The organism is Natrinema sp. H-ect1, from assembly GCF_041821105.1.
GTDB lineage: Archaea > Halobacteriota > Halobacteria > Halobacteriales > Natrialbaceae > Natrinema > Natrinema thermotolerans.
This window is the reverse complement of record NZ_JBGUBA010000002.1, coordinates 759,206-771,091: the sequence shown is the minus strand read 5'-3', so window position 1 is coordinate 771,091 and position 11,886 is coordinate 759,206. Positions and strand designations below refer to the sequence as shown.

The window sequence follows — 11,886 nt, the reverse complement described above, 5'->3', positions numbered from 1 at the left end:
GTACGTTCCTATCGAACTCAATAATCTCATCTTCCGCCTTCAACACGGAAACGGAACCCATGTCATGTCTGAAGATTGGGACAATTTGTTAATTCTAGACGCCTGTCGCTACGACATGTTCGCGGATCGAATCGGTCTCGATGGCGAACTCGAGTCACGGATTTCACTAGGATCGAGTAGTGAAGAGTTTTTGGAACGAAATTTCACGTCCGAGACGTTTCACGATACTGTTTACGTGAATGCGAATCCGTACGTTCCACGTCTGAACCTCGATGAAGACACGTTTCATGCCGTCGTCGATTGTCTGGGTGACTGGGATACGGAGTTACAGACCGTAACCCCGGAAACCGTCGCACGAGCGGCGGAAGACGCCCATGAAACCTACCCTGATAAACGGCTGATCGTCCACTTCATGCAACCACACACGCCATTCATCGGGGAACTCGGTCGGAACATGGTCGGCGGCGGATGGACAATGGATCTCGACGTAGAGGAAGAACCGGGTATTTGGAAGCACCTCCGAGACGGCACCGCTGACTTAGACGTAGCGACAGTTTGGGAGGCGTATCTGGAGAACCTCGACGTCGTCCTCGAAGAGGTCGCCGATCTGCTCGAGACGCTCGACGGGAAGTCGGTAATCACGGCCGACCACGGCAATTTCGTCGGGGAGCGGCTGTCGCCGATCCCGAGCCGCCGAAAGTACGGGCATCCGTACGGCGTCCACGCCGAGGAACTGGTCAAGGTCCCCTGGTTCGTCGTCGAAGGCGACGGCCGCAGGGAGATCCGATCGGAACCGCCTGTCGAGCGGGAAAGCGTCGATGAGGAAACCGTCGACGAGCGTCTCGAGGCGTTGGGGTATCGATGACCGGATATCTCGTCCAGCACCGACGGCGATCGGTCCCACCGAAACCGATAGCGGATTCGCTCACAGGAACATGATTCCGACCGAGTTCAGCCCTCGAAAGCTAACACGAAAGCTCGCGGCCGACGGAACCAGGGAGTCGATCGTCGCAGCCGGCGATTTGTTGACCCGGAAACGTCTTGGTCGGCCCGTCTTCGATCCGCTCGTCGAACGCGGCGTCGTTCGGACCGTCTCCCGGGACGCCCTCGAGTCGATCGCGAGTGAAACCATCACGGTTCCGGGAGACGACGGTGAGCAATCACCCCCGTTCGTCGCGCTCGTCGAGAACGGATGCGTCCTCTCGGAAACCGGACTGGCACTGACCCCGCAACGCGAGATTGTCGAGGAAAGTGCCGCCGCGCCGGACCAAGCTCAGCAGGCGATGATGGCGATGCTCTCCAGACAGTTGTTCTACGGCGACGCCCCGCTCCGTGGCCTGCTATCGGGATATCGCCGTCGCGACTTCCGCGGGGCCGACTCGCTGGACACCGCGGCGCCGCTTATCCCACGGTATCCGAACTACTACCACTGGATCGTCGAGACGGTTCCGAAGCTCCGCTATATCCGAGCGTTCGAGGACGCGACCGGCGAGCGCGTGACACTGCTGATACCACCGGGCGCGCCGCCGTTCGTTGACGAAACGCTCGAACTACTCGAGTGGCCCCAGTCGCGGATCCAGACTGCGACGAAACCGGCATACAACATCTCGCGCCTCGTCGTTCCGTCGTTCCCGGAGCGGCGTACCGACGACTTCGCGTGGCTCCGCGGAGAGATACTCGACCGCGCACCCGAGACGACGCCGGAGAGCGGCGACAACGTCTATGTCTCGCGTGCCACTGCCGTCGAACGTCGCGTGGTAAATGAAGCGGAGGTCATGGATGTCCTGTCGCAGTTCGGCTTTTCGTGCTATCGGCTGGAGGAACGGTCACTCGAGCGGAACGCGCGGCTGTTCGCCGACGCGGACGTGGTCGTCGGTCCCCACGGGGCCGGCCTCACCGACATCGTCTTCGCCGATGACTGTACGCTCGTAGAACTGTTCGGCGACAAGGTCAAACAGCCCTACCGGTTGCTGGCGGCGACGCTCGGCGTCTCGTACGAACCGATGTACTGTCGGGCGGCGTCGACCGACATCGTCGTCGACACCACGGCGCTGGAAGAAACGATTCGAGAAGTACGGTGCCAGTAGCGTCTTCCTATCGGCTGTCGGCCGCAAAGGGGACGATGTTGGAACGACGAAAGTGCCTTGAACAGGGGCAGCATCCATTCAGACATCCGTATACACCAGTAGCATGAATAATCACTATACACTCGAGAATTTGAAGCGGGCGATACGAAACCCGGTTCTGATCGGCCGAGAGGCCGTTCGATTGGCTAGCTGGCCGGTACACGAGGGCTACGGTAAATACACCGACCGAAAATACGGGGAAGGGCTCGACGTGATGGCAGAGGACTGGGACAACCTGCTCATTCTCGACGCCTGTCGGTACGACTATTTCGAGCGTCTCAACACGATCGACGGGACGCTTTACAAGGCGTCGTCGAAAGGGAAGAAAAGTTGGGATTTCATGCGGGAAAACTTCGCAGTCGGGGCGTTTCACGATACCGTCTACGTGACGGCGAATCCGTTTTCGACCGATCTCGACGAGGACACGTTCTATCACATCGATCACCTGCACGCCGATCGATGGGACGAAGACATCGGAACGGTCCAGCCGGACGATGTCGTCAGCGCGGCGATCGAAGCCCACGAACAGTACCCCAACAAGCGGCTCATCGTTCACTTCATGCAACCTCATCGGCCGTATCTCGGGGAGACGGCTGATGAACTACGGCGTCGATTGGACCTGCAAGGGTACGGCCGACACGACGAGGGAATTCAGATCTGGGGCGCAGTCAAACAACGAGACGTGACGTTTCAGGAGATCCGTGACGCGTACACGGAGAGCCTCGAGATAGCGCTCGATCACGTCGAAGAACTGCTCGAGAAGGTTTCCGGAAAGTCCGTTGTCACCGCTGATCACGGGGAGATGCTCGGCGAACGGGTCTTCCCGTTCACGAGCCGTGTCTGGGGTCACATGGAAGGGTTCAGTACGCCGACGCTCCGCGAGGTCCCGTGGCTGGTCATCGAGGCGGACGACCGCCGCGAGATCCGCAGTTCGGACCCCATCGAATCCGAGAGGGATCTCGACGACGACGAGATAGCGGACCGGTTGGAAGCCTTAGGGTACGCTGATTAGCGGCGCGGGTTCGATAGCGGCGACGGCACACCACCAGAGCGGTCCCGGTCCGGTCGGCGGTCGGGTCCGTCACGACGGCCTCGTGAGAACTCATCAGTTCGGCTCGAATCGACGGATCGAAGAACCCATGCGCGGATAGATCGAATCAACGCCCTCTCAGTGACCACATATGCGTCTCGGCCAAACCTCCATCATATATTTTATTTCGAAATTCTTCGCATCGGGACTCGGATTTCTGGCAACCATCTATATCGCCAGAATGCTCGGTGCGGGTCCGCTCGGCATTTATAGCGTTGCCATCGGCCTCGTGTCGTGGCTCGCTATCGCGGGGAAAGTCGGACTGTCCGGAGCGGTCTCGAAGCGGGTTTCGGAGGGACAAGATCGGGGCGAGTACGCACTCGCGGGAGCGACGATTATCTTCAGTCTGTTCGTGCTTATTGCGTGTGTACTTGTGTTGTTCCGAACGCAGATTGTCGACTACGTCGGGTATCCGGCCACGGGATACATCGCGTTGATCCTGCTGGTAGTTCTCCTCAATAGTCTTATAAACTCACTCCTCGTCGGGTTACATTTAGTACACGTAAGTGGCGTTCTATCCCCGGTGCGGACGGGAAGCCGAGCGCTGTTTCAAATCGCACTCATCGCCGCCGGTGCGGGCACGGCCGGCCTGTTTGTGGGGCACATCGTCGGGTACTGTCTCGTCATTGGTGTCGGCGGTTACTTCATTGCACGAAACGTACCGGACCTCTCCCGACCCAAACGCCGACATTTCGAACAGCTCGTCGACTTCGCGAAGTTCTCTTGGCTCGGGAGCCTCCAGTCACAGATGTTTAGCTACACCGACATCATCGTCCTCGGGGCGTTCGTGTCCTCGGGGCTGATCGGCGTCTACGCGGCAGCCTGGAACATCGCGGAGTTTCTCATCCTGTTTAGCGGCGCGCTCAGTTCGACCCTGTTTCCCGAAATGAGTTCGCTCTCAGCGAAGGAGGATCCACAGGCCGTCGCACGAATCGTCGAACAGTCGCTCTCGTTCGGCGGGCTCTTTCTGATCCCCGGGTTGTTCGGCGGGACGTTGCTCAGTGAGCGTATTCTCCGGATCTACGGCCCTGAGTTCCCGAAGGGAGCGACCGTCCTGATAGTGCTGATCGTCGCGAACCTCTTCATGGGGTATCAAAACCAGTTGTTGAACACCCTCAACGCGATCGACCGTCCCGACCTCGCTTTCAGGGTCAACGTCGTGTTCGTCGGCCTCAACGTCACGCTCAACGTCGTGTTGATCTCCCTGTATGGCTGGCTCGGCGCGGCGGCTGCGACGACGGTATCGGTTGCGGCCAGCCTCGTACTGGCGTACTACCACGTGGACGCGATCATCGACTTCGCAGTCCCGACGGGTGAGATCGCCAAACAGTGGTTCGCTGCCGTCCTCATGGCCGGCGTGGTACACGCCGGACTCCGGACGGAGGCGACCTATGGCCTACTCAACCACAACGTCGCGACCGTCGTGTTGCTCGTCGGGTTCGGTGCCGGCGTCTACTTCGCTGTGCTACTGGCAATCTCGGCGGAGTTCCGGACGGTCGTCGACCAGAACGTCCCGTTCAACCTCCCAGTCCTTTCGAGCGGCTAGTCGGACGTAGTTGCCACCGGCCACGACTGCTGCTATCTCCCAAAGTATTTGTCCCGCTCTTTCGACCCATTCGGTATGCAAGCAGTCGTGCTGGCCGCGGGCAAGGGAACCCGCCTCCGGCCGCTCACCGAAGACAAGCCGAAGGTCCTCGTCGAGGTCGACGGCAACCCACTCATCGAGGACGTCATGGACAACCTCATCGAGATCGGTGCGACCGAGTTCGTCCTCGTCGTCGGCTACATGAAAGAGAAGATCATCGAGCGCTACGGTGACGAGTACCGCGGCGTTCCGATCACGTACGCCCACCAGCGCGAGCAACTCGGACTCGCTCACGCCATCCTGCAGGCGGAACCCCACATCGACGACGACTTCATGCTCATGCTCGGGGACAACGTCTTCCGAGCGAACCTCGGGGACGTGATCAACCGCCAGCGGGAGGAGCGGGCAGACGCTGCCTTCCTCGTCGAAGAAGTTCCCTATGAGGAAGCCTCGAGATACGGCGTCCTCGACACCAACGAGTACGGCGAGATCGTCGAGGTAATGGAAAAGCCGGATGACCCGCCGTCGAACCTCGTCATGACGGGGTTCTACACGTTCACGCCGGAGATCTTCCACGCCTGCCATCTCGTCCAGCCCTCCGACCGCGGCGAGTACGAACTGCCGGACGCGATCGACCTGCTGATCCAGTCGGGACGGACGATCGACGCGATCCGGATGGACGGCTGGCGCATCGACGTCGGCTATCCGGAGGATCGAGAGAGAGCAGAAAAACGACTCGCCGAACCCGAGAACGACGACGACCAGTAACGGGACGACCGAACGATCGATCGTCCGTCGTCTCGAACCCAAAAACCACTAATCGATACTGCTCGACACACCGTTCATGAACGTCTCTATCGTCGGCAGCGGCTACGTCGGTACGACCGTCGCCGCCTGTCTCGCGGATCTCGGCCACGACGTAATCAACATCGAGATCGACGAGGACATCGTCGCCACGATAAACGCCGGTGAGGCACCGATTCACGAGTCCGGGCTCGCCGAGCGGATTGCCGACCACGCCGGCACCCGCCTCCGTGCGACGACCGACTACGATGCCGTCCGCGAAACGGACGTCACTTTCCTCTGTCTCCCGACGCCTCAGGCCGACGACGGCAGTCTCGATCTCGCGATCATGGAGGCCGGGGCGGAGTCGCTCGGCCGCGCCCTGGCGGGCAAGGACGACGACCACCTCGTGGTCGTCAAGAGTACGGTCCTGCCCGGGACCACCGAAGACGTCGTCGCACCGATCCTCGAGGCCGAGTCGGGCACCCCCATCGGCGAGGGGATCGAGGTCGCGATGAACCCCGAGTTCCTCCGAATGGGAACCGCGGTTCGGGACTTCCTCGAGCCGGACAAGGTCGTCTTCGGCACGGCCAGCGACGGAGCCGCCGCGACGCTCCGTGAACTATACGCCCCGATCCTCGAGGGCGAGGCGCTACGCGCCTCGAATAACGCGAGCGGTGGTGAACCGCGAGCGCGCGATGGGACGGATCTGGTCGAGACCGACATCCGCGAGGCCGAACTCATCAAGTACGCGAACAACGCCTTTCTCGCGTCGAAGGTCTCGCTGGTCAACGAACTGGGCAACGTCGCCAAGGCCTACGGTGCGGACGCCTACGAGGTCCTCGAGGCGGTCGGGCTCGACGACCGGATCTCGGAGCAGTTCATGCGCTCCGGCTTGGGCTGGGGTGGCTCCTGTTTCCCCAAGGACGTCAACGCCCTGCGGGCCGGCGCTCGCCAACAGGGGTACGAGCCGGAACTGCTCGATGCGACCGTCGCAGTCAACGACGAACAACCGCGGCGGCTCGTCGACCTCCTCGCGGATCACGTCCCCCTCGAGGGAGCCCGCATCGCGGTACTCGGACTGTCGTTCAAGCCCGGGACTGACGACATACGCAAGTCCCGCGCGCTGGACGTGATCGACGCCCTGACGGCACGGGGCGCGGACGTCGTCGCCTACGATCCGGTCGCGATCGAGAACGTCCGGGCCGACTATCCCGACATCGAGTACGCCGACTCGGCGGAGGGCGCGCTCACGGACGCGGACGGCGCGGTCGTCGCCACTGGGTGGCCGGAGTTCGACAGGCTCTCGTTCGATGGCATGGCTCGCAGAGTCGTGGTCGATGGCCGCCGGATCGACATCGACGAGGACGCACTCGAGGTCTACGAGGGGCTGACCTGGTAGCCCGCTGATCACGGAATTGGGTCTCAGTCAGCCGCCGTTCCGTCCCCGTAATGCTCGCGTCGGCGATGATCGCCCGAGCGAGAGCAGGGCCGCCCGCCGATCGAACGGCGCCCCGGTCACAGTCGAATCGCCCGTCGCCTTACACGAGTCGCCACGGTGTTGGGATCAGTTAAAAGCCCGCCAGTGATCAATCAGCAACCTTTTGCAGTTACGCCGGGGAGTAGTCACCGATGGAGGATGACGTGGTACGTTCGGGTTCGGCCCTCCAGCCGGACGGCGGGGGGATCGTCGCGATGACCGATGACTCCCGCGAGATCGCCCCCGACGAGGTCTGTATCCTCATTCCCACGCTCAACGAGGCGGCCACGATCGGCGACGTGATCGAGGGCTTTTACGACGAGGGATACACGAACGTCGTCGTCATCGACGGTGACTCGAGCGACGAGACCCGCGAGATCGCCCGTGATCACGGTGCCGAGGTGATCGTCCAGTCGGGCAGCGGAAAGGGCCAGGCCGTCCGCGAGGCCCTCGAGTACATCACGGTTCCGTACGTGTTGATGCTCGACGGCGACGGGACCTACGATCCGGCCGACGCCGATCGGATGATCGAACCGCTTTCCCGGGGCTACGAACACGTCATCGGTAACCGATTCGCAGACATGGACGACGACGCGATGCGGGCGCTGAACGGGTTCGGCAATCGCGTGATAAACCGCGCGTTCGGGTTCGTCCACGGCGCGAACTACGAGGACATCCTGTCGGGGTACCGAGCCTTTACCGTCGACTCCTTCGAGCGCCTGTCGCTCGACTCGGACGGCTTTACGATCGAGACCGAACTCGCCGTCGAGTGTGTCAAACACGGGATCGAAACGACCGTCGTTCCGATCAGTTACAGTGCCCGTCCCGAGGAGTCCGAAACCAACCTTCACCCGGTCAAAGACGGCGGCACCATCCTGCTCGCGCTGTACTCGCTCGCCAAGACGAACAATCCGCTGTTTTACTTCGGGAGCCTCGGCGTCACCGGCATCGTCTCCGGCGGCCTCATCGCGATGTACGTCCTCTGGGAATGGATCCAGTACCAGCAGAGCCACGAGGTCATCGCACTGGTCTCGGCGGCCGCTATCATCCTCGGCGTGCAACTGCTCATGTTCGGCGTCCTCTCGGACATGCTCGTCACGCTCCACCGCGAGCAACGTCGCCGCCTCGAGCGGATCGCTCGAGACGAGCCCGAGGAGTAACGGCCGTTCGAGCGGCGTCACCGAGCGGGCGTCGAGACGCCCCCGGCTATCGCTCTCGTGGTCGATAACGCACCGCGACGGTTCGAGCAACTCGTTCAGAAAGGCAACAGTGAACGGACCTGTGCGACGACCCCACCCGAACGGTTCCGCCGATACTCCTCGAAAGGCTCGTGGAGCGCGTTCAGCAGTTCCTGCCGGGACTCGAACTGTCGGGCCGGGACCCGCTCGAGCATCTCGGACAGCGCCACGTCGTTGCCGTGGACGTCGTAGGGAATGCGCTCGTGGCCGAGTGCCGCGTTGACGTCGTCTTTCGTGGCCGGAAAGCGCAGCTCGGCGTCCTTGAGGCGGGCGTCGACGGCCGCGATGCCGAACTCGATGCTGTCGGGTTCCTCGTCGTCGCCGCTCGATGGTGGCCGGACTCCCATACCTGTACCTCTCGATACGGAGCCGGATATAAAAATGGCTGTGGAGACGGTCGAGGTCGACGGCGATCGGCCGGGGGACGACCACGGGACGAGTCACCGACGAACGTCGCCCGTCGACACGCCTTTGAGGACCGCGACGGAGTATGGCGTATGACCGAATACACCACTGTGTCGATCCCGAAGGACCTCGCGGACCGCGTCGAAGAGACCATCGAGGGCACGAGCTTTCAGAGTACGAGCGACCTCGTCCGGTTCCTGCTTCGTAGCATCGTAATCCAGCACCAGAAGGAGGGCGAACTCACCGAAGCGGAGTTCGAAGAGATCACCGAACAGCTCCGCGGGCTCGGCTACCTCGAGTAGACCGTGGCTCCCCGGTCGCATCGTTTCGTGTGGATCGACCGGCCGGGTCGGAGCCGCTTCGATCCGGCGACGGCGGGGTAGCGTTTTTGCCGCTCGAGGGCGCTAGCGTCGACTGGAGGGAGACCGATGCCACACGTTCCGAACTTCCCATCCGAGGATACCGACGAGTCCGAGGACGAACGGCGTGAACGGACTCCGGGGAGCATCATCGACCGAATCATCGATGACGGCGAGTTGCCGGTCACGACCGGGATCTGACGCTCAAGCCACCAGTCGCTTCGTTTTTCCGCCCGTGGTGTCGACGCCGCTCGAACCGACCGCGTGTGTCAGTCCGTCAGTGACTTCCCCGGCGGCGTGGCGTCGACGATCTCGAGGGATTTGCGGCGGCCGCTGCGGTCGAACGCCGCGAACGAGTTCTCGTCGGGCTTCCACGGCGGGACGGCCACGAAGACGATCTCCGCGAGGTCGTCGCGGCGGGTCACTGCGAGTTCGCCGACGGGATGGGAGACAAACTGCCCCTGTGTCTGGCGGGCGGGCGTCGACAGGTTCACGCCGAAGACGGCGTTGACGGCGTTGCCGGGGTCCGGCAGGAAGAAGTCGGTAAAGACCGGCGTCTCCGGCGGGAGGTCGGCCGCTCCCTCGAGGTCGCCGGCCGGCGAGACCGAGACGCCGGTCGTCAGCTCGTCGGGGTCCGCATCGCTGGCCAGATCCAGCAGGACGTCGACGAGACCGCGAGTGACGTAGACCACAGGCGTCCTATGGGGTGCTGCTAGTTAGATGTATTCCCCGACGTGACCCTCGTTCAGAACGGCAACATCTCCCAGGCGGTCCCCGCGTACAGCCGCGGGGCCCGTTTTCGCGATCTCGAGAGCGCGGCCTCGAGGACGGTCGCCGCGTTCTCCATCACGCCGGCACCATGGCCAACGAGAACGCGTTCGGGAGCGACACCGCGAAGCGCCGACCGGGGCGGTTTCAGTCGCAGGGCCGGATGGACGCCGAGCGTCTCGTCGCCGGTCAGGAAGTAGTCGACGGATCCGACCGACTCGGGGACCATGAGCGTTCCGTCGGTTGGATTATAGAGGGCCACCTCCTGCCAGAAGCGGTTGTCGACGACGGTGATCGCCCGGAGCCCGGTGTCGGAGAGTTCGTCGTCGAACCGGGCGACCGCGGCGTCGATGTCGCCGGTGACGCCGTTGAACCACTCCGGGAGGTAAACCGGAACGTCGTGGCGGTTCGCGATCGTCGCGGCGTCGCGTTTGTGCCGGTCGAGTCCGACGACGACGCCGGCCACGTCGCCGAACTCGGCCAACAGATCGTCGAGCCCCTCGGCGTCGACCGGGTCGATCACCCAGACCTCGCCGTCGATCTCGAGGGCGTGGCTGGCCCGTTGCATCCGTTCGTCGGGGTGGGCGATCCAGCCGACGCCGCCGTCGAATCGGTCGATCTCTCGGAACTCCGTCGCTCGTTCGTCGGCGCGAAAACCCATGTCGTGTGTTATGGGCCACCGACGCATAAACGTCGGTAAACTCCGTCTCACACGGCCGTCGTTGTCGACAGCCCAAGCGCAACGCGGCGACGCTTCTATGCGCCCGTCGCCCGTACGGTCGGCCATGCTATCCGGGCTGGCCTGGCTGGCGCTCGAGGCGAAGTACCTCGAGCCGGCAGCGGCGTTCTACGAGGAAGCACTGGGACTGACCGTGCGCGAGCGCGGCCCCCGCGAGGTCGTCTTCGCGGCCGGCGACACCGATCTCGTCTGTCGCCGGCCCGACGGGATTCCGCGGGGCGGGCTCCATACCCACTTCGCGTTCTCGATTCCCGACGCCGAGTACGACGACTGGTGGGAGCGACTGAGCGAGGGCTACGACCTCGAGGAAGCGCAGTTCGGGCCCGCTCGATCGCTGTATCTGTACGATTCCGACGGCAACTGCGTCGAACTCGGGCAACAGGACGTGGCTGGGCCGGGCATCGACGGGCTCTTCGAGGTCGTCCTCGAGGTCCGCGACCTCGAGCGCGCCCACCGGTTCTACGAGGCCCTGGGCTTCGAGACGGTCGACGAGGGCGACGACCGCAAGCGTGTGCGGCTGCAGGGTCCGATGGCGCTGGAACTGTGGGAACCCCACCTCGGCCTCGCCGACGCCCGCGGCGGCGTCCACGTCGACCTCGGGTTCGAGACCGACGAGCCGGCCGCGGCACTCGCCGCCGTCCGGGACCGGACCGGCTCGCTCGAGCGCGAGGCGGATGACGAGGTCGTCGTCCGGGATCCGGACGGGCACGTCCTGACGTTCACCAGCGGCTGAGTGGGCCGACCACGTGGTCTCGAGAACAGGTTCAGAGTCGCTCGGTACTCACGTCCACGCCCGGCGGCGTCACCAGCAGGAACCCCCGGAAGTGAACGAGGTTGCCGCCCTCCTCCCTGACGTCCCGCGCGAACCCCGCGGCCAGCTCGTTGACATCGCCCTCGACGTTCAACACGAGGACGTTCCCCTTCGAGATCGTCTCGAGCCACTCCTCGGCCGGGGTTTCCCCGTCGAGGACGCCCAGTACGATGCTGCCCTCGATCTCGAGTTCGTCGTCGATGTGTTCCTCGACGGTCCGGAGGTCGAGGTCGAAATCGCTCATGCGCCGTGGATGGCAGCGCGACGAGAAAAACGTTCGCCATCGACCTTTTGCTCTGCGGGCGCGCCGGAGGCGCACCCGCGGCAAAATGTCGATCAAAAGCCTTCGTCACCCCCTTAGCCGCGCCTCCGACGCGGCTTCGAGGGTTCCTCGGCCCGCTCGCTCACTGGCTCACGGCAGAGCCGTTCGCCTTCCCGCGGCGCATAGCGCCGCGCACCCGTTCGCTCGCGGTCTTCAACCGTTCGCGGTGGCTATCAAGTC

The 11,886-nt window shown here is 63.3% G+C and carries 14 protein-coding genes; 10 read left to right on the top strand and 4 right to left on the bottom strand.

Features of this window, described 5'->3' with window-relative positions; all coding sequences use genetic code 11:
- Positions 1-475: 475 nt before the first annotated feature.
- The 7 genes from ACERIM_RS08160 (at position 476) to aglJ (ending at position 8,224) form a co-directional block, all read left to right on the top strand.
- A complete protein-coding gene (locus ACERIM_RS08160; protein WP_373631981.1) occupies positions 476-865 on the top strand; it encodes a hypothetical protein in 390 nt (129 codons plus the stop codon).
- Between the two features lie 160 nt (positions 866-1,025).
- Entirely contained in the window at positions 1,026-2,087 is a 1,062-nt protein-coding gene (locus ACERIM_RS08155) for a glycosyltransferase family 61 protein (RefSeq protein ID WP_241429930.1), read from the top strand.
- Positions 2,088-2,340: 253 nt separating this feature from the next.
- On the top strand, positions 2,341-3,138 hold the full coding sequence (locus tag ACERIM_RS08150; RefSeq protein WP_006649607.1) for a hypothetical protein: 798 nt from the start codon (positions 2,341-2,343) through the stop codon (positions 3,136-3,138).
- A 169-nt stretch (positions 3,139-3,307) separates the two neighbouring features.
- Complete coding sequence (locus ACERIM_RS08145; protein WP_049905712.1) at positions 3,308-4,762, top strand: oligosaccharide flippase family protein; 1,455 nt, start codon at positions 3,308-3,310, stop codon at positions 4,760-4,762.
- A 75-nt stretch (positions 4,763-4,837) separates the two neighbouring features.
- A complete protein-coding gene (gene aglF / locus ACERIM_RS08140; protein ID WP_006649609.1) occupies positions 4,838-5,569 on the top strand; it encodes a UTP--glucose-1-phosphate uridylyltransferase AglF in 732 nt (243 codons plus the stop codon).
- Positions 5,570-5,645: 76 nt separating this feature from the next.
- Entirely contained in the window at positions 5,646-6,986 is a 1,341-nt protein-coding gene (aglM, locus tag ACERIM_RS08135) for a UDP-glucose 6-dehydrogenase AglM (RefSeq protein WP_373631980.1), read from the top strand.
- Positions 6,987-7,216: 230 nt separating this feature from the next.
- On the top strand, positions 7,217-8,224 hold the full coding sequence (gene aglJ / locus ACERIM_RS08130; RefSeq protein WP_006179893.1) for an S-layer glycoprotein N-glycosyltransferase AglJ: 1,008 nt from the start codon (positions 7,217-7,219) through the stop codon (positions 8,222-8,224).
- 95 nt (positions 8,225-8,319) lie between these two features.
- Here aglJ and ACERIM_RS08125 read toward each other — a convergent pair whose 3' ends face one another.
- Entirely contained in the window at positions 8,320-8,649 is a 330-nt protein-coding gene (locus ACERIM_RS08125; RefSeq protein WP_006649611.1) for a hypothetical protein, read from the bottom strand.
- Positions 8,650-8,799: 150 nt separating this feature from the next.
- On the opposite strand from ACERIM_RS08125, the gene ACERIM_RS08120 reads away from it, so the two are divergent.
- Positions 8,800-9,009 (top strand): ribbon-helix-helix domain-containing protein, encoded by a 210-nt coding sequence (locus ACERIM_RS08120; RefSeq protein ID WP_006186097.1) that lies wholly within the window; start codon positions 8,800-8,802, stop codon positions 9,007-9,009.
- 126 nt (positions 9,010-9,135) lie between these two features.
- The gene (locus tag ACERIM_RS08115) at positions 9,136-9,267 is read left to right on the top strand and encodes a hypothetical protein (RefSeq protein ID WP_373631979.1); all 132 of its coding nucleotides are present in this window, start codon (positions 9,136-9,138) and stop codon (positions 9,265-9,267) included.
- Between the two features lie 68 nt (positions 9,268-9,335).
- Here ACERIM_RS08115 and ACERIM_RS08110 read toward each other — a convergent pair whose 3' ends face one another.
- Together ACERIM_RS08110 and ACERIM_RS08105 are read right to left on the bottom strand one after the other, a co-directional pair.
- Positions 9,336-9,758, bottom strand: a complete 423-nt coding sequence (locus tag ACERIM_RS08110; protein ID WP_006649612.1) for a hypothetical protein — start codon at positions 9,756-9,758, stop codon at positions 9,336-9,338.
- 53 nt (positions 9,759-9,811) lie between these two features.
- Positions 9,812-10,495: a hypothetical protein gene (locus ACERIM_RS08105; protein WP_006649613.1), complete on the bottom strand. Its 684-nt coding sequence runs from the start codon at positions 10,493-10,495 to the stop codon at positions 9,812-9,814.
- A 124-nt stretch (positions 10,496-10,619) separates the two neighbouring features.
- On the opposite strand from ACERIM_RS08105, the gene ACERIM_RS08100 reads away from it, so the two are divergent.
- Positions 10,620-11,306, top strand: a complete 687-nt coding sequence (locus ACERIM_RS08100) for a VOC family protein (RefSeq protein ID WP_373631978.1) — start codon at positions 10,620-10,622, stop codon at positions 11,304-11,306.
- Between the two features lie 31 nt (positions 11,307-11,337).
- Here the strand turns inward: ACERIM_RS08100 and ACERIM_RS08095 are convergent, their stop codons facing one another.
- Positions 11,338-11,628, bottom strand: a complete 291-nt coding sequence (locus tag ACERIM_RS08095; RefSeq protein WP_006179899.1) for a DUF5779 family protein — start codon at positions 11,626-11,628, stop codon at positions 11,338-11,340.
- Positions 11,629-11,886 lie beyond the last annotated feature (258 nt).